Source organism: Microbacterium alkaliflavum, assembly GCF_044325405.1.
GTDB classification, from domain to species: Bacteria; Actinomycetota; Actinomycetes; order Actinomycetales; family Microbacteriaceae; genus Microbacterium; species Microbacterium alkaliflavum.
On the sequence record NZ_JBIQWL010000006.1, the window covers coordinates 24,110 to 41,774 of the forward strand.

A 17,665-nucleotide genomic window follows, 5' to 3' on the forward strand; every position below is an offset into this window, starting at 1 on the left:
GAGATCCCCTGTCTCGGCGACAGAGGGACCTCGTCGAGGGCGGTCTCAGGGGCGGTCGAGGGCGTGGCGGGTGAGGCCGAGCATCCCCTCGACGGCGCGGTGGAGCGCCGAGCCGCGGGAGCGCTCGTCGTTCCAGCGGACGAGCGCCTGCGCGTTGAGCCCGTCGATCATGCCGAGGAGCTGCCACGCGACGTCGGCGGCATCCGGAGTCTCGAACTCGCCGGCCTCGACGCCCTCCTCGACGAGCGTCTGCACGACGGCCTGCCAGGCATCCATCTGCTCCCGCACGGTCTCGGCGAGAGTCTCGTTGCGCCGGCCCAGGGCCCAGGCCTCGACCCAGACGACGGTGACGTCTTCGCGCGAGCCGTCGAGCAGCGTGTCGACGAGGGCCGCCATGCGCGCGGAGGGTGAGGGATGCTGCGACAGCTCGCCTCGCACATCGTCGAGCTCCGCAGACACGATGCCGCGGAAAGCTGAGGCGACCAGGGATTCCATGCTCGGCTCGTAGTGCGCCACGAGCGCCGGTGCGACGTCGATGCGCGCTGCCACCGAGCGCATCGTGACGGCCGTGAGGCCCTGCTCGAGCGCGAGGTCGCGGGCCGCTCGCGCGATCTCGTCGGACCGCTCGGCCGGCGATTTGCGTGCGACCTTCTTGCGCGGAGTGCTTGACATCGTCGCCTCTCGGAGGTTACCTTCGCTTCATCTTATTGATCGCATGATCAAGAAGTCAACGGCCCGCAGATCGCGGCGACACGACACCGACGGAGGTTCTCGCATGACCTGGCGCATGCCCGCCGAGACCGCACCCCACGAGCGCACCTGGATGGCGTTCCCCCGCGAGGGCATCACCCTCGGCGACACCGAAGCGCTGCGCGAGGAGGGCTATGCGGCCTGGACCGCCGTCGCCCACGCCGTGGCCGAGTTCGAGCCGCTGACGATGGTCGTCGACCCGTCGGAGGCGAACCGCGCGCGCCGCATGCTCGGCTCCGGCATCGAGATCGTCGAAGCACCGCTCGACGAGTTCTGGATGCGCGACGTCGGCCCGACCTTCGTCGTCGACGACGATCGTCCCGGCGAGCTCGGCGCCGTCGACTGGACCTTCAACGGCTGGGGCGCTCCCGACTGGGCCGAGTGGCAGCTGTCGGCAGAGCTCGGGCGATTCGCCGGCGGCCGCGCCGGCGCCGAGATCGTCAGCTCCCTCCTCGTGAACGAGGGCGGCGGCATCCACGTCGACGGCGAGGGAACGGTGCTGCTCACCGAGACGGTGCAGCTCGACCCGCGTCGCAACCGCTTCGCCGACAAGGCCCGCGTCGAGGCCGAGCTCGCTCGCACGATCGGTGCGACGGCGTTCGTCTGGCTCCCCCGCGGCCTCACGCGCGACTACGACGACTTCGGCACCAACGGCCACGTCGACATCGTCGCGACCCTCCCCTCGCCGGGCCGCATGCTGCTGCACGCGCAGACCTCGCCCGACCACCCCGACTACGAGGTGTCGCGCTCGCTTCGCGAGACGCTGTCGCAGGCTCGGGATGCCGCCGGCCGCGCCTTCGAGATCATCGACCTCCCCGCGCCCGCGACGCTGAAGGACCACGAGGGCTTCGTCGACTGGAGCTACGTCAACCACACCGTCGTCAACGGCGGCGTCATCGCCTGCGGCTTCGGCGATGACGAGGCCGACGCCCGGGCCCGCGAGATCCTCGCCGAGGCGTATCCCGGCCGCCGCGTCGTGACGGTCGACGCCCGCCCCATCTTCGACCGCGGCGGCGGCATCCACTGCATCACGCAGCAGCAGCCGGCGGTGGCGTCGTGACGCGGGCGAACTTCCCGAGCCCACACCCCGTGGTCGACCCCACACCGCGCGGACGCACAACGGATGTGGGTTCGAGCATCGAGTGCGGGTTCGCGGGGCAAGAGCAAGGAGCAGCGTCATGATCGACGTCGTCGAAGCCACCATCGCCGAGCTGCGCGCGGCGCTCGAGGCCGGCGAAGCCACGGCCGTCGGCCTCGTGCGGGCGTACCTCGCACGCATCGACGCGTACGACGGCGACCTCAACGCCCTCGTGGTGCGCAATCCCGAGGCGATCGACGAGGCCGAGGCATCCGATGCCCGCCGGGCGCGCGGTGAGCAGCGGGGACCTCTCGACGGCATCCCGTACACGGCGAAGGACAGCTACCTCGTTCGCGGGCTGACGGCCGCCGCGGGAAGCCCGGCGTTCGCCGAGCTCGTCGCGCAGCGCGACGCCTTCACGATCGAGCGGCTGCGCGAGGCCGGCGCGATCTGCCTCGGCCTCACGAACATGCCGCCCATGGCCAACGGAGGCATGCAGCGCGGGGAATACGGCCGTGCCGAGAGCCCGTACAACGCCGACTTCCTGACCGCTCCGTTCGGCTCAGGTTCGTCGAACGGCTCGGGCACGGCGACGGCGGCGAGTTTCGCGGCGTTCGGGCTGGGCGAGGAGACGTGGTCGAGCGGCCGCGGTCCGGCCTCGAACAACGCCCTCTGCGCCTACACGCCCTCACGCGGGGTGATCTCGGTGCGCGGCAACTGGCCGCTCGTTCCGACGATGGACGTCGTCGTGCCGCACACGCGCACGATGGCCGACATGCTCGAGGTGCTCGACGTGATCGTCGCCCCGGATGCCGAGACGCGCGGCGACTTCTGGCGCGCGCAGCCGTGGATCGACCTTCCGCTGGTCGCCGACGTCCGGCCCGCCTCGTACCCGGGGCTCGTCGACGCCGACGCTCTCGCGGGGCGGCGCATCGGCATCCCGCGCATGTACGTCAACGCCGATCCGGACGCCGGAACCGGCACGGGCATCGGCGGGCCGACCGGCGAGCGCATCGAGACCCGCGCATCGGTGGTCGCCCTCTGGGAGGCCGCGCGCCGTGCGCTCGAGGAGGCCGGGGCCAGGGTCGTCGACGTCGACTTCCCCGTCGTGTCGAACTACGAGGGCGACCGCGCGGGCGCGCCGACGATCGCGACGCGCGGGCTCGTCGCGCCCGAGTACCTCAAGCGCGAGATCATCGACCTCTCTGCGTGGGGCTGGGACGACTTCCTCGCCGCCAACGGCGACCCCGCCCTGTCGACGCTCTCCGACGTCGACGGCGCGCGGATCTTCCCCCACCCCGAGGGCGCCCTCCCCGACCGCTACACGGGCTTCGACGACGACATCGCCGAGTACCCGGGCTGGGTGCGCGAGCATCCGGGTGCGACTCCGTGGGCCGACATGCCCGAGCTCGCCGACGGCCTCCGCGGGCTCGAAGAGACGCGGCGCCTCGACCTGGAGGAGTGGATGGACGGCCTCGGCCTCGACGCCGTCGTCTTCCCCGCGGTCGCCGACGTCGGCCCCGCCGACATGGACCGGGTGGAGGCATCCGCCGATCTCGGCTGGCGCAACGGCGTGTGGGTCGCCAACGGCAACCTCGCGATCCGGCACCTCGGCATCCCGACGGTCACGGTGCCGATGGGCACGATGGCCGACATCGGGATGCCGGTGGGCCTGACCTTCGCCGGGCGCGCGTACGACGACTCGGCCCTGCTGCGGCTCGCGGCGGCGTTCGAGGCGACGGGCACCCGGCGCACCGAGCCGCCGCGGACGCCTCGGCTCGGCTGAGCGCCCCGGCCCGCCAGCGCCCCGGCCCGCCAGCGCCCCGGCCGGCCAGCGCCCCGGCCCTGGTGAGTCGGGGTTTCGGCGTGGAGTCGAGCTTTCGGCGCCGAGTCGAGCTTTCGGCGCCGAGTCGAGGCGCAGGACGGCTCGACTCGTGCCCGAGACCTCGACTCGTCGATGCGGCGGTGCCGTAGCGTCGAAGCGTGCCGTCGCTCGACTTCTCCCCCGCCCTCGACCGTCCCGAGCTGCTCGCGGCTCCAGTCCGCGCGGGGCTGCTCGGCCTGGATCCAGCGCTTGCCGCCCAGGTTCGCGCGACGCCGATCGACCCCACGCTCGCCGACACGGCCTCGTTCTGCGAGGCGTACGGAGTGGGCATGGACGAGGGTGCGAACTGCATCGTCGTCGCGGGGACCCGCGGCGACGTGACGACGTATGCCGCGTGCCTCGTGATCGGCACGACGCGGCTCGACGTGAACGGCACGGTGCGGAAGTTCCTCGGCGCGCGGCGCGCGAGCTTCGCGCCGATGGACGACGCCGTGGCGCTGACCGGCATGGAGTACGGCGGCATCACCCCGATCGGGCTGCCGTCCGACTGGGTGATCCTCGTCGACCCGCGCGTCGCCGCGCTCACGTGGGCGATCGTCGGTGCGGGCATCCGGGGCGCGAAGCTCTCCGTGCCCGGCGCGGTGCTCGGCGCACTGCCCGGTGCCGAGGTGATCGAGGGGCTCGCCCGGGAGGTTCCGGCCGCCTGATCCGCGATCGACGTCGCGAACCGCCCCTTCGCCCGCATCCGAATCGTCGCTCCCGGGTGAATGACTTCTCGAAGGACAACGTGAAGATGCTCCTGGACGGAGAGGAAGGGGAAGACAGTGGGAGCCGAACTCGCGCTCGTCACGGGTGCCACACGCGGAATCGGCCGGGCCGTCGCCCTCCAGCTGCTCGATCGCGGGTACCGGGTGATCGCGAGCGGCCGTGACGCCTCGTCGCTCGCGCACCTGGGCCGCGAGGCGGGCGTCCGGCCGCTCGAGACAGCCGTCCTCGACATCGACCGCGCCGACGTCACGACGCAGGTCGCTTCCGCGCTGAGTGACCGCCCGCTCGCGCTCCTCGTCCTCAACGCGGCCCGATTCGCGCCATGGGAGGAGTCCGTCTCTGGCGCCGATCTGGCCCAGGCCGAACGGGTCTTCGCGACGAACGTCTTCGGCACGTGGCGCGTGCTGCAGGCCGCTCTGCCCGCGGTGCGCCGCGCCGGCGGCACCGTCATCGCGGTGGGAAGCGGTTCGGGCTCGCACGGCGATCCCCGCTTCGGGGTCGCCGCCAATCCCGGTGCCGCGAGCTACGCGGCGTCCAAGGCCGCGCTCCACGCCCTCATGCACAAGCTGGCAGCCGAGGTGGGAGGCGAAGGGGTGCGCGTGTTCGTGACCGACCCCGGACTGACCGCGACCTCGCCCGGCATGGAGGACTTCGGCGCGCGCCCCGTGGCGGACGGTGCGCGCAGCGTGCTGGCACCCCTCGACGGAGCCGTCGAGCCGGGCAGTCTGACGCGCGACGGCCTTCCCCTTCCGTGGTGACCGGATCGGTCGGCGAGTCGCCCGGGTCCATCCGACCCGAACGTCGACGTGGAGGGCGCCGCGAGGCGACCGGTCAGGCCAGGGTGTCGAGGATCTCCACGAGCAGGTCGTAGGTCGTCAGGGGGCTGATGATCGCGAAGCGCAGCACGGGCTCGCCGGCGTGCGAGCTGGGCACGACGAAGGCCAGCTGCTCGTCGAGGAGGTGGTCGGACCAGGCCTGGTAGTCGGCGAGCGTCCAGCCGTCGCGTCGGAAGACCACGACCGACAGCTGCGGGTCCCGCACGAGCGAGAGGCCGTCGCGCGACTCGATCTCGTCGGCGATCCGCCGCGCGAGGTCGATGCCGTACGAGATCGCGGCGCGGTACTCGTCGGTGCCGTACGTCGCGAGCGAGTACCAGAGCGGCAGGCCCCGGGCGCGCCGGGTGAGCTGCACGCCGAGGTCGGACGGATTCCAGTCCGCCTTCTCCGTGATCGTGTCGAGGTACTCGGCCTTCTGCGTGTGGGCGAGCAGCGCCTGCGACGGCTCTCGGTAGATGAGCGCGCACGCGTCGAACGGCGCGAAAAGCCACTTGTGCGGATCGACGATGACCGAGTCGGCATCCTGGACGCCGGCGAACGCGGGGCGCATCTCCTCGACGAGCATCGCGGCGAGGCCATACGCGCCGTCGATGTGCAGCCACACGCCGCGCTCCCTCGTGACTGCGGCGACCGACGCGATGTCGTCGACGATGCCGAAGTTCGTCGTGCCGCCGGTCGCGACGACGGCGAACACGGCGTCGCCATGCTCGTCCAGCGCCTGCGCGACGGGCTCGCCGTGCAGCCGGCCCGAGGAGTCGGGGGCGACGCCGACGACGTCGACGTCCATGACGGCCGCCGCCGAGGCGATCGACGAGTGCGCCTCACGGCTGCACACGACGATCCAGCGGGCGGGATCGGCACGACCCGCCTCGCGGTTGCGCCGGCGCGCAGCATCCCGTGCCGCCACCAGGGCCGAGAGGTTCCCGATCGTGCCGCCCTGCACGAAGACGCCGCCCGAGCCTTCCGGCAGGCCGAACTCGCGGGCGAGCCAGTGCAGCACCTCGTTCTCGGCATAGATCGCGCCGGAGCCCTCCATCCACGAACCCCCGTAGATGGCGGATGCCGACACGATGAGGTCGAACGCGATGGCGGCCTTCGTCGGCGCCGACGGGATGAACGACAGGTAGCCCGGATGGTCGGTCGAGACGCAGGCGGGCGCGAGCACGTTCTCGAACAGCGCCGCCGCGCGGCGCGCGCCGATGCCCGCGGGCGTGATCGATCCCGACGCGAGGCGCGCGAGCTCCCGCGGAGTCAGCGGCTTGTCGAGCGGCACGTCTTCGTACAGCGCGCGCCGTCGCGCGTAGTCGAGCACGACGTCGACGGTCGCGCGTGTCTCGTCCGAGAGGGCGTGCATGCGCGCGGGCGAGGTTTCGGTCACTGGAGCCTCCCTGGGTCGACTCCCATTGTGTCGTCGGTGCCGTACACCGCGCATGCGCTTCCGACCCCGGCTGGGTGTCCATAGCCCGTGCTCTCGCCGAGCGCCCGTGTTTCGCACGGGTCATATCGCGGGCTTTCGGCCACAGCACGGGCTATCGACGAGAAGCGACCCGGGTGAGTGCACGGGCTGTGGATGCGACAGCGCGCGGTGTCAGCGGGCTTCGCGCAGACCCAGTCGCTCGAGGTGCGCGTTCGAGAAGCGTCCCTCGGGGTCGAGGCGCTCGAACACCGCACGCGCGTCGCCGATACGGGGATGCACGCGCTCGAGCGCCGGCCGGTCGAACCGGTGCACCTTGCCCCAGTGCGGACGCGCACCGAACGGTCGCAGCGCCTCCTCGATCGGCGGCAGGAGTGCGCCGACCTCCTCCGGGCGGTCGAACCACGTGAAGTGGATGATCACGACGTCCTGCCCGTACGCGCCGCTCAGCCAGAGGTCGTCGCGCGCCGCCGTGCGGATCTCGCTCCACACGAGATGGGGACGGATGCTGTCGCCCAGCGCCCGCACCGCGTCGAGGGCAGCGGCGCCGTGCGTACGCGGCACGAAGTACTCGGTCTGGATCTCCTCGCCGAACGACGGCTCGCTGTCGAGGCGGAAGTGCGGGAGTCGCAGCATCCAGGGCCCGGGCACTCCCCCGACCTCGGTGATGTTGTCTCCGCTGCCGAGCGGCCCCTCGACCCCGACGACGCGCTGACCGTCGAGGAGCGTGTCGGACACGGCGTCGTCGTCCGACGCGAGCCGCGTCTTGACCCATACGGCCTCGATCGTGTCGGGCTCCCACCGCGTGAAGAGCGAGACGCTGTATCCGGCGCCCGTGAGCGCGTCGAGGTCGGCGAGCGCGGCATCCCACGACACTCCCGCATAGATGTCCTGCCGGGCCCGGTAGGCGGGCTGGATGTCGAGGGTGAGGGCGGTCAGGATGCCGAAGGCACCCGCGCCCACGGCGAGCGCCGCGAAATCGTCGTCGCCGCGGTGCGCCTCATGCACCTCCCCGTCGGCGCCGACATACCGGATGCCGCGGACCGCCGTCGTGAGCACGCCGTTGGCGTCGCCCGAGCCGTGCGTACCCGTGGCGGTCGCACCGCCGACCGAGATGTGCGGCAGCGAACCGAGGTTGTGGAGGGCCCACCCCTGCTCGTCGAGTTCACCGGCGACGATGCCGTACCGCGTGCCGGCCGCGACCGTGACGGTGCGCGCATCCTCGTCGATCGTGATCCCGCCGGTGAGCCCCGATACGTCGATGAGGGTGCCTTCGGTGTCGGGAAGGTCCGTGAACGAGTGGCGCGTGCCGAGCGCGTGGACAGGACCGCCCTCGCGCACGATCCGCTGCACGTCTTCCTCGGTCGAGGCGGACTCGATGCGCGGTGCGCGGTATTCGTACGTGCCTGCCCAGTTGCGCGGCATCCTGATCCCTTCTCCGGTTCCGGCCGTCGCGGCCGGCTTCTCAGGTGGCGGCTTCGGCGGCGACGCGCGCCGATGCCGTCGCCATGTGCACGGCCATCGCCGAGGCCGCGCCGTCTTCGTCGCCGCGCTCGATCGCCCGGAACACCGTGTCGTGCTCTTCGATCGCGATCATCGCCGCCGCCTCGTCGTGCACGGCGCGGTCGGCGTAGACCTGCAGGAGCGACCGCACGACGTGCAGCATGTCGACGAGCATGTGGTTGTCGGCCGCCCGGGCGAGGGCATCGTGGAAGTCGAGGTCGGCCTTCGCGAAGGCCTTGAGCGCGCCGACGCTCTGCCGCATGCGGTCGAGGCTCGCGCCGAGCGCCTCCAGGTCGGATGCCTCGACCCTCGCCGCGGCGAGCCGTGCGACGTAGATCTCGAGTCCCGACCGCAGCTCGAGCAGCTCGGCCGTGTTGCGCTCGCCGATCAGCAGGCCCCATCGCAGCGTCTGCGGCAGGAGCTCGCTCGCGTTGCCGCGGAGGTACGTGCCCGAGCCGGGACGCACCTGCACGATGCCGAGGATCTCGAGCGCCGCGAGTGCCTCGCGGACGGCGGAGCGGCCCACCTCGAGCGTCGCGGCGAGCTGCCGCTCGGGGGGAAGCCGCGTGCCGGGGGCGATCGAACCGCTCGTGAAGAGATCGAGCAGCCGCCGCGCGACCTCCGACACCGGGGTGCCCGCGGGAAGCGCGCCGAGGGCGGCGGTGATCTCCGCCGATCGGTCGCCGGGGTACGCGGGCATGACGACAACCTACAGGCTCGGCTCAGCGAACGGTATTGCAATTGGTCAACCGGTTTGTCATACTGGACGAAACCCCCGCCCGTCCCAGATCGTCGTCGATTGAATCCCGGAGTCAACGTGGACCAGACCCAGATCCCATCGCGCGCAGACGTCGCGCGTTCAGCAGTCCGGAAGGTGGCGTGGCGCCTCGTTCCCTTCGTGGCGCTGATGTTCTTCATCAACTACCTCGACCGCACCGCGATCGGGTTCGCCGCCCCCAACGGCATGAACGAAGACCTCGGCCTCAGCGCCGCTCAGTTCGGCTTCGCGTCGGGCGTCTTCTTCATCGGCTACATCCTGCTCGAGGTGCCCTCGAACCTGGCGCTGCACCGCTTCGGCGCCCGCCGCTGGCTGTCGCGCATCATGGTCAGCTGGGGCATCGTCGCGCTTCTGTTCACGTGGGTGCAGAACTTCGAGCAGCTCGTCTTCCTGCGCTTCCTCCTCGGCGTCGCCGAGGCCGGCTTCTTCCCCGGTGCGATCCTCTTCCTGAGCCTCTGGGTGCCGTCGCAGTACCGCAGCCGCATCCTCATGCTCTTCTACCTGGCGCAGCCCCTCACGACCGTCTTCGGCGCCCCGCTCGCCGGCTGGCTCATCCAGCAGGAGGTCGGCGGCCTCGAGGGCTGGCGCTTCATGTTCCTCGGCGTCGCGATCCCCGCGATCATCGTCGGCGTCATCGCGTGGTTCTACCTCAAGGACAAGCCCACCGATGCGAAGTGGCTCACCAGCGACGAGCAGGTGTGGCTGACCGACGCGCTCGAGACCGAGCGCAAGACGACGGAGGCCCGCGAGAAGCACGTCTCGGTGCGCTTCGCCTTCAAGTCGGGCCGCGTGTGGGTGCTCTCCTTCATCTACTTCGGCTTCATCTACGGCCTGTACGCCTTGGCGTTCTTCCTGCCGACGATCATCGAGGGCTTCCAGTCGCAGACGGGCGTGACCTTCGACTTCTTCCAGAAGGGCCTCATCACGGCGATCCCCTACCTGCCGGCCGCGATCATCATGTTCATCTGGGCACGGGATGCCTCCAAGCGCGGCCTCAAGACGTGGCACATCGCGATCCCGGCGCTCGTCGGCGGCATCAGCATCCCGATCGCCCTCTTCGCCGGCTCGCCCGCCGCGACGATCGCCGTCATCACGGTCACGGCCTCCGCGATCTTCGCCGCCCTGCCGAACTTCTGGACCCTGCCGACGCGCTTCCTCACGGGCGCCGCGGCCGCCGCGGGCGTCGCGCTCATCAACACGATCGGCAACCTGGCGGGCTTCAGCGCGCCGTACATCACGGGCGCCGTGCACGACTGGACGGGCGGCTACGAAGTGCCGATGTTCATCGTCGGGTTCTTCATGCTCGTGTCGGCCGCGCTCATGCTGCTGCTCGCGCGCAGCAACCGGATCGTCCCGGTCGAGCGCATCATCGATGAGCAGGCGGACACCGACGCGCGCGTCGAGGTCGCCGAGACCAAGGCCAAGGAGGTCTGACCGCGATGACCCGGTTGTGGAACGAGCCGTCCGCGTTCGCGGATGAGATGGTCGACGGTTTCGTCGCGGCCAATGGCCGCTCCGTGCGCCGCGTCCCCGGCGGGGTGGCGCGGTCGACGGTGTCGCCGGCGGGTCAGGTCGCTGTGGTGATCGGCGGCGGTTCGGGCCACTACCCCGCGTTCGGGGGCCTGGTCGGGCCGGGCCTGGCGCACGGCGCCGCGATGGGGAACCTGTTCGCGTCCCCGTCCACGCAGCAGATCGTCGCGGTCGCCAAGGCCGCCGACAACGGCGGCGGGGTGTTCTTCAGCTACGGCAACTACGCCGGCGACGTGCTCAACTTCGACGCCGCCCAGGACCGCCTGCGCGCCGACGGCATCGCCTGCGAGACCGTCACCGTCACGGACGACATCTTCAGCGCGACGCCGGCGGACAAGCACAAGCGCCGCGGGATCGCGGGGGATCTGACCGTGTTCCGCGCCGCCGCCGCCGCGGCCGAGGCCGGCTACGACCTGGCCGAGGTGACCCGGGTGGCCACGGTGGCGAACGAGCGGACCCGGTCGTTCGGGGTAGCGTTCACCGGCTGCACCCTGCCCGGCGCCGAGCAGCCCCTGTTCACCGTCCCGGAAGGGCGGATGGCGATCGGACTGGGCATCCACGGCGAGCCCGGCATCGACGAGACGGACATCCCCACCGCCGACGGGCTGGCCGAGCTGCTCGTCGAGAAGCTCCTGGACGAGGTCCCCGACGGGGTCGAGGTGCCGGGTGCCCGGGTCGTGCCGGTGCTGAACGGGCTCGGCTCGCTCAAGTACGAGGAGCTGTTCGTCGTGTACCGCCGCGTCGCGCAGCTGCTGACCGACGCGGGTGTGCAGCTCGTGGACCCGCATGTGGGTGAGTACTGCACGAGCTTCGACATGGCCGGCGTGTCGCTGACCCTGTTCTGGCTCGACGACGAACTCGCCCAGCTGTGGGACACCCCCGTCGACACTCCCGCCTACCGCCGCGGATCGGTCGCACCCCGACAGACCCGGGATGCCTCAGCCGAGGCATCCACCGGCGACGACGTGATCCCCCCGGCCGACGACGCCTCGCGGGAGGCCGCGACGACGGTCCTCACAGCCGTGGAGACGATCGCCCGGACGATCGACTCCCATGTCGACGAGCTGGGCCGGATCGACGCGATCGCCGGGGACGGCGACCACGGCATCGGCATGCAGCGCGGCTCGCACGCCGCCCTCGACGCCGCGCGCGCCGCGCAGCAGGCCGGCGCCGGCGCCGGCACGACCCTGGCCCGCGCGGCCGACGCGTGGTCGGACAAGGCCGGCGGCACCTCCGGCGCCCTGTGGGGCGTCATCCTCAACGCCGTCTCAGGCTCCCTCGGCGACACCGGCCGCCCCTCCCGCCACGCCGTCGCGACCGGAGTCGCGGCCGGTGTCGCCGGCGTCATGGCCTACGGCAAGGCCGAGGTCGGTGACAAGACGATGGTCGACGCGCTCGTGCCCTTCTCGAGCGACCTCACGCAGCAGGTCGACGCGGGCGCGCGCCTCACCGACGCGTGGCGCGTCGCGGCCGAATCGGCCAGCCGCGCAGCCGTCGCCACTGCCGACCTGCTCCCCCGCATGGGCCGCGCCCGCACGCACGGGCAGAACAGCGTCGGCACCCCCGACCCGGGCGCCGTCTCGCTCGCACTCATCGTGACGGCCATCGGCGACGTGCTCGACGCGGCCTCCACCGACCCCTCACAGACGCCCGAAAGGAACTGACATGGCTGAGCCCCTCCGCCTCGTCGTCGGCTGCGACGACGCCGGCTTCGAATACAAGGAAGCCCTCAAGAAGGACCTTCAGAACAACCCCCTCGTCGCGTCCGTCACCGACGTCGGCGTCGGCGCCGACGGGCACACCCCCTACCCCAAGGTCGCCGTCGAAGCCGCCGAGATGATCGCCCGCGGCGACGCCGACCGCGCCCTGCTCATCTGCGGCACCGGCCTCGGCGTCGCGATCTCGGCGAACAAGGTCGCCGGCATCCGCGCCGTCACCGCCCACGACTCGTTCTCCGTCGAGCGCAGCGTGCTCTCCAACGACGCCCAGGTGCTCACCATGGGCCAGCGCGTCGTCGGCCTCGAACTGGCCCGCCGGCTCGTGCGGGAGTGGCTCACCTACCGATTCGACCCCACCTCCGCCTCCGCCGCCAAGGTCGCCGCGATCAGCGAATACGAGACGACAGGGTCCTGCTGATGCCCAAGACCACGGTCGGCGTGAGCCTGAAGGCCTACTTCGGCCATCATCAGGCGATCGACTGGTGCGCGCGCGTCGCCGAACGCGTGCGCACGCACCCGGCCGTGGCATCCGGCGATGTCGTCATCTTCGTCATCCCCAGCTACCTCGGCGTCCTGCCCGCCCTCGACGCGTTCGCGGGCACCCCCGTGCTGGTCGGCGCGCAGGACGTGTCGCAGTTCGAGCCCGGCGCCTACACCGGCGAAGTGACCGCCGCGGAGCTCGTCGAGGCGGGCGTCCGCGTCGCCGAGATCGGGCACGCCGAGCGCCGCCGCCTCTTCGGCGAGACCGATGACGTCGTCGCCGCCAAGTCGACCGCCGCGCTGCGCCACGGCGTCACGCCCGTGCTGTGCATCGGCGAGGCATCCCGTCTTTCCGGAGCGGATGCGGCGACCGCCACGATCGCGCAGCTGCACGCCGATCTCGCCGGCGCGCCCGCGGGGCCCGTCATCGTGGCATACGAGCCGGTCTGGGCGATCGGCGCGCCCGAGCCGGCGCCCGTCGAGCACATCGCCACGGTCGCCCGCGCGCTGCGCGCAGCCCTCGACGCGCTCCCCGACCGCGCGGGCAGCGTCGTGATCTACGGCGGCTCCGCCGGTCCGGGCCTGCTGACCGAGCTCGGCGACGCCGTCGACGGCCTCTTCCTCGGCCGCTTCGCGCACGACGTCGACAACCTCGTGGCGGTGCTCGACGAGGCCGCCGCGCACGCCGCATCCGTGAGCCTCCAGCGGACTGCCGAGACCGCGGGTGCCACCCGCGCTCTCGGCAGCCAGGTGGAGGCTCAGCGTCCGGGGCGGGGAGCGTCGGCATGATCGGGCTCGGAACGTACGCGTTCTTCTGGCAGCACGCAGGCCGCGGTGCCGAGCCGCTGTCGCTCACCGGGGCGTTCACGGCCACGCGGGACGCGGGCGTCGACCTCTTCCAGATCTGCGACTACGCGCCGCTCGACGCGATGTCCGACGCCGAGGTCGCTGACGCGGCCGCGGTCGCGCGCGACCTGGGCCTCACGATCCAGCTCGGCACGAAGGGCATCGACCCCGCCCGCCTCGAGCGCTACCTGCGCCTCGCCGAAGCCTTCGACGCTCGGCTCGTGCGCAGCATGCTGTACGGCCCCGACTCGCGCCCCACGCCGGCGCAGGCCGAGGTGTGGCTCCGCGAGGCGCTGCCCGCCTACGAGGCCGCGGGGGTCGGTCTCGCCCTCGAGACGTACGAGCAGGTCGCGACCGCCGACCTCGTGAAGCTCGTCGCGTCGTTCGGCAGCCCGCAGCTCGGGATCTGCCTCGACCCCGCCAACGTCGTCGCGCGCCTCGAACTCCCCCGCGACTGCGTCGGCCTCACCGCCGACCTCGTCGCGAACGTGCACGTCAAGGACTTCGCCTTCGACCGCCAGGCCGGCTGGGTCGGCTTCACCTACAGCGGCGCGTCGATGGGCACGGGACTGCACGACTACCCCCACCTGCTCGAGACGGTGCGGCCGCGCGAGCGGGGCATCGACGAGATCGTCGAGCACTGGCTGCCCTGGCAGGGCGACGCCGAGACCACCATCCGAACCGAGCGGGAATGGACCCGCGCCACCATCGATTATCTGAGGAGCACATCATGAGCACCACCACGGACCCTTCGACAAGCTCAGGGCAGGCCGCAAGCTCAGGGCAGGCCGCGACTGACGTCGCGTACAAGATCGCCGTCGTCGGCGCCGGCGGGAAGATGGGCATGCGCGTGTCCAACAACCTCGCAGGGACCGACCACACCGTCTGGTACGTCGAGAACTCCCCCGCCGGCCGGCAGCGCACGATCGACGCGGGCCGTGAGCTGACGGATGCCGCCACCGCCGTCGCCGACGCCGACATCGTCGTCCTCGCCGTTCCCGACCTCGCCCTGGGCCCCGTCACCGCCGACCTCGTGCCGCAGCTGAAGTCCGGCGCGATCGTGCTGACACTCGACCCGGCCGCCGCCTACGCGGGCCTGCTCACGACCCGCGACGACGTCATCCAGGCCGTCGCGCACCCGTGCCACCCGTCGGTGTTCCTCGAGCGCACGACGAAGGAGGAATGGGCCGACACGTTCGGCGGCATCGCCGCCCCGCAGGACGCCATCGCCGCCGTCGAAAGCGACGACCCCGCGCACAAGGCGATCGTCGAGGCCACGGTCCGCGCCATCTACGCGCCCGTCATCGACGTGCACTTCGTCACCGTCAAGCAGCTCGCCCAGCTCGAGCCGACCCTCGTCGAGACCGTCGCCTGCATGATCGGCGCGCTCCTCAACGAGGCCCTCGACGAGGCCATCCACACGATGGGCGTCCCCGAGGCGGCCGCGCGCAGCATCCTGTACGGCCACACCCAGGTCGCCCTCGCCAACGGCCTGCGCGGCGACAACCCGTTCAGCGACGCGTGCCTCATCGCGATGGACTACGGCCGCGAGTCGATCATCAAGGACGACTGGAAGAAGATCTTCCGCGACGACGAGCTCGACCGCAACCTCGCCCGCATGCTCCACCTCGACCACATCGAGCGCTGACCATGGGCCAGCTCGAAGGCAAGACCGCGCTCGTCACGGGAGGTGCGCTGGGCATCGGCCTCGCCGTCGCCCAGCGGTTCGCCCGCGAGGGCGCCCGTGTCGTGCTCGCCGATCGCAACGGCGAGGGTGCGACGGCCGCCGCGGCCGAGATCGGCCCGAACGCGCGCGCCGTGACGATGGACATCTCCGAGGAGGCGGCGGTCGAAGCGGCCTTCGCCGAGATCGAGGCCGACGGCTGGGCGCCGGACGTCGTCGTCGCGAACGCCGGCGTGCAGCTCTTCGGGCAGGACGCGCCTGCGGCCGACCTCGACCTCGACGTCTGGCGTCGCACGATCGACATCAACCTGACGGGCACATTCCTCACGGTCAAGCACGCGGTGCGCTCGATGCTGCCGCGCGGGGGCGGGTCGATCATCCTGACCGGCAGCCCCACTGGCGTCAACGGCGAAGGCAAGGACTTCACGGCGTACAGCTCGTCGAAGGCCGGCATCCACGGCCTCGGCCGTACCGTCGCCGCGGCATATGCCTCCAAGGGGATCCGCGTCAACACGGTGCAGCCCGCCTACACCGAGACGCCGCTCGTGGCCGCGATCAGCGAGGACCCCGAGTCGCGCGCCGCGATCATCAGCCGCATCCCGATCGGCCGTGCGGGCACTCCCGACGACGTCGCGGGCATCATGGTGTATCTCGCCAGCGACGACGGAGCCTTCGCAACCGGAGCGCTGTTCCAGGTCGACGGCGGGATGACCTCGCTCTGACATGACCGACATCTGGCATTCCTCGCACAGCCCGTCCCGCTTCTGGCGGGGCGGGCTCTGGGCGCTCGAGCTCCGCGACGACGAGCTCGCCGACCTCACCTACGACGGGCGCCGCGTGCTGCGCAGCGTCCGCGCCGTGGTGCGCGACCGCGACTGGAACACGGCCCCGTGGATCGTCGAGCAGGTCGCCGTGACCGAGTCGACCCTCGAAGTGCTCGTGCACACCGAGGGATACGACGCCGAGCTGCGCGGCACCGTGCGCGTCGACGCGGCCGGCGACCTGCTCGTCGTGAGCTTCGACGCGATCTCGACGACGCCGTTCCAGACCAACCGCACGGGGCTCGTCGTGCTCCACCCGCCGCAGGTGGCCGGACGGCTCCTCGCCGTGACGCATTCCGACGCATCGGTCGAGGCATCCGCGTTCCCCCAGGAGATCAGCCCGCACCAGCCGGCTTTCGACATCGCGGGCCTCGAGTGGGACGACGACGGCCTCGCCGTCGACCTCCGCTTCACGGGCGACGTCTTCGAGATGGAAGACCAGCGCAACTGGACGGATGCCTCGTTCAAGACGTACAGCCGTCCGCTGGCCGAGCCCTTCCCCTATCCGCTCGACGCGGGTGAGCGCGTGCGCCAGGCGATCGCCGTGCGGGTGAAGCGGATCGCCGAGCCGGAGACGCAGGCCGACCCCGATCGCCTCGTCCTCGAAGACACCGGCACGCCGTTCCCGGCGCTTGTCGTCGGCGCCTCGTCGGCGCCGGATCCCGCACCCCCGGTGATCGCGCTCGCGACGGCGGTGCTCGTCGAACTCGACCTCGCGGCCCCCAGCCGGCACGCGGCGCTCGCGCGGGCCGTGGCATCCGGTCGCCCCCTCGACGTGCGGCTCGTGCTCGACCCCGAGAACCCCGCCGCGCTCGACGAGCTCGTCGCGGGCCTCGTGGGCCTGCCCGTCGTGCGCGTGGGCGCCTTCGATCCGCTCACGCACGTCACCGACGTCCACGTCGCCGATGCCCTGCGCGCGGCCGCGGCACGGGCCGGCCTCGATGTTCCCGTCGTCGGCGGCTCGCGTGCGCACTTCACGGAGCTCAACCGCGAGCGCCACCGCATCCCCACCGACCTCGACGGGATCGTCTTCAGCACGACGCCCCTCTTCCACAGCCTCACGACCGAGCAGCTCCTCGAGTCGCTCGGGATGCAGCGGCTCGTCGCCGAGCAGGCCGTGCGCCTCGCCGGCGGTGCACCCGTGCACATCGGCCCCGTCGCGCTGCGTCCGCGGTTCAACGACGTCGCGACGGTGCGCCCGCCCATGCCGGCCGACATCGACCTCGCTCGCGGTTACGGCCCGCAGTTCGCCGACGCCGACGACGACCGGCAGGACTCCCCGCAGCTCGCCGCCTGGACCGTCGCGAGCGCCGCGGCCCTCGCCGTGCCCGGCGTCGCGAGCGTCGCCTACTTCGAGAAGTGGGGCCCGCGCGGGGTGGTCCGTGCCGACGGCACCGAACGACCCGTCGCGGCGGTGCTCCGCGCCCTCGCCGCGCTGGCGGGCAGCCCGCTGCGCTCTGCGACGAGTCCCGACGGCCTCGTGTGGGCCGTCGGCGGCGGCCGCACGGTGCTCGTCGCGAACCTCGACACGTCGGCGCGCGACCTCGTCATCGGCGTGGACGGCGCCGAGCACGCGGCATCCGTACCCGCCGAAGGCTGGCTCGCACTGCAGATCTGAAGTCCCCCACCCCACG

16 protein-coding genes are annotated in these 17,665 nt (G+C 71.9%); 12 read left to right on the forward strand and 4 right to left on the reverse strand.

The annotated features are described in order from the left end of the window. Window positions 1–45: 45 nt before the first annotated feature. The gene (locus ACH3VR_RS15725; protein ID WP_397557269.1) at window positions 46–672 is read right to left on the reverse strand and encodes a TetR/AcrR family transcriptional regulator; all 627 of its coding nucleotides are present in this window, start codon (window positions 670–672) and stop codon (window positions 46–48) included. A gap of 103 nt (window positions 673–775) precedes the next feature. Here ACH3VR_RS15725 and ACH3VR_RS15730 point away from each other — a divergent pair, with 103 nt between their 5' ends. The 4 genes from ACH3VR_RS15730 (at window position 776) to ACH3VR_RS15745 (ending at window position 5,179) form a co-directional block, all read left to right on the forward strand. Beyond that, the gene (locus ACH3VR_RS15730) at window positions 776–1,810 is read left to right on the forward strand and encodes an agmatine deiminase family protein (protein ID WP_397557270.1); all 1,035 of its coding nucleotides are present in this window, start codon (window positions 776–778) and stop codon (window positions 1,808–1,810) included. 118 nt (window positions 1,811–1,928) lie between these two features. Further along, window positions 1,929–3,614 carry an amidase gene (locus ACH3VR_RS15735; RefSeq protein WP_397557271.1) on the forward strand — a complete coding sequence of 562 codons (1,686 nt, stop codon included), beginning with the start codon at window positions 1,929–1,931 and terminating at the stop codon, window positions 3,612–3,614. A gap of 197 nt (window positions 3,615–3,811) precedes the next feature. Next, complete coding sequence (locus ACH3VR_RS15740; RefSeq protein WP_397557272.1) at window positions 3,812–4,360, forward strand: YbaK/EbsC family protein; 549 nt, start codon at window positions 3,812–3,814, stop codon at window positions 4,358–4,360. Window positions 4,361–4,477: 117 nt separating this feature from the next. Further along, window positions 4,478–5,179 carry an SDR family oxidoreductase gene (locus ACH3VR_RS15745; protein WP_397557273.1) on the forward strand — a complete coding sequence of 234 codons (702 nt, stop codon included), beginning with the start codon at window positions 4,478–4,480 and terminating at the stop codon, window positions 5,177–5,179. 73 nt (window positions 5,180–5,252) lie between these two features. Here ACH3VR_RS15745 and ACH3VR_RS15750 read toward each other — a convergent pair whose 3' ends face one another. The 3 genes from ACH3VR_RS15750 to ACH3VR_RS15760 form a co-directional block, all read right to left on the reverse strand. After that, window positions 5,253–6,611, reverse strand: coding sequence for a pyridoxal phosphate-dependent decarboxylase family protein (locus ACH3VR_RS15750; protein ID WP_397557460.1), 1,359 nt, complete (start codon window positions 6,609–6,611; stop codon window positions 5,253–5,255). Window positions 6,612–6,845: 234 nt separating this feature from the next. Next, window positions 6,846–8,096: an FAD-binding protein gene (locus tag ACH3VR_RS15755; protein WP_397557274.1), complete on the reverse strand. Its 1,251-nt coding sequence runs from the start codon at window positions 8,094–8,096 to the stop codon at window positions 6,846–6,848. Between the two features lie 40 nt (window positions 8,097–8,136). Then, entirely contained in the window at window positions 8,137–8,874 is a 738-nt protein-coding gene (locus ACH3VR_RS15760; RefSeq protein ID WP_397557275.1) for a FadR/GntR family transcriptional regulator, read from the reverse strand. Between the two features lie 207 nt (window positions 8,875–9,081). On the opposite strand from ACH3VR_RS15760, the gene ACH3VR_RS15765 reads away from it, so the two are divergent. Genes ACH3VR_RS15765 through ACH3VR_RS15800 form a run of 8 tightly spaced genes read left to right on the forward strand, consistent with a single transcriptional unit; the run spans window position 9,082 to window position 17,649 of the window. Next, a complete protein-coding gene (locus ACH3VR_RS15765; protein ID WP_397557461.1) occupies window positions 9,082–10,386 on the forward strand; it encodes an MFS transporter in 1,305 nt (434 codons plus the stop codon). A 5-nt stretch (window positions 10,387–10,391) separates the two neighbouring features. Further along, window positions 10,392–12,146, forward strand: coding sequence for a dihydroxyacetone kinase family protein (locus ACH3VR_RS15770; RefSeq protein WP_397557276.1), 1,755 nt, complete (start codon window positions 10,392–10,394; stop codon window positions 12,144–12,146). A 1-nt stretch (window position 12,147) separates the two neighbouring features. After that, window positions 12,148–12,618, forward strand: coding sequence for a ribose-5-phosphate isomerase (locus ACH3VR_RS15775; protein ID WP_397557277.1), 471 nt, complete (start codon window positions 12,148–12,150; stop codon window positions 12,616–12,618). After that, window positions 12,618–13,469 (forward strand): triose-phosphate isomerase family protein, encoded by an 852-nt coding sequence (locus tag ACH3VR_RS15780; protein WP_397557278.1) that lies wholly within the window; start codon window positions 12,618–12,620, stop codon window positions 13,467–13,469. The genes ACH3VR_RS15775 and ACH3VR_RS15780 overlap by 1 nt, the downstream gene beginning before the upstream one ends. Beyond that, the gene (locus ACH3VR_RS15785) at window positions 13,466–14,260 is read left to right on the forward strand and encodes a sugar phosphate isomerase/epimerase family protein (protein ID WP_397557279.1); all 795 of its coding nucleotides are present in this window, start codon (window positions 13,466–13,468) and stop codon (window positions 14,258–14,260) included. The genes ACH3VR_RS15780 and ACH3VR_RS15785 overlap by 4 nt, the downstream gene beginning before the upstream one ends. Continuing rightward, entirely contained in the window at window positions 14,254–15,174 is a 921-nt protein-coding gene (locus ACH3VR_RS15790; protein WP_397557462.1) for a phosphogluconate dehydrogenase C-terminal domain-containing protein, read from the forward strand. Before ACH3VR_RS15785 ends, ACH3VR_RS15790 begins: the two co-directional genes overlap by 7 nt. Before the next feature lie 2 nt (window positions 15,175–15,176). After that, the gene (locus ACH3VR_RS15795; RefSeq protein ID WP_397557280.1) at window positions 15,177–15,932 is read left to right on the forward strand and encodes an SDR family NAD(P)-dependent oxidoreductase; all 756 of its coding nucleotides are present in this window, start codon (window positions 15,177–15,179) and stop codon (window positions 15,930–15,932) included. Window position 15,933: 1 nt separating this feature from the next. Next, on the forward strand, window positions 15,934–17,649 hold the full coding sequence (locus ACH3VR_RS15800) for a hypothetical protein (RefSeq protein ID WP_397557281.1): 1,716 nt from the start codon (window positions 15,934–15,936) through the stop codon (window positions 17,647–17,649). Window positions 17,650–17,665 lie beyond the last annotated feature (16 nt).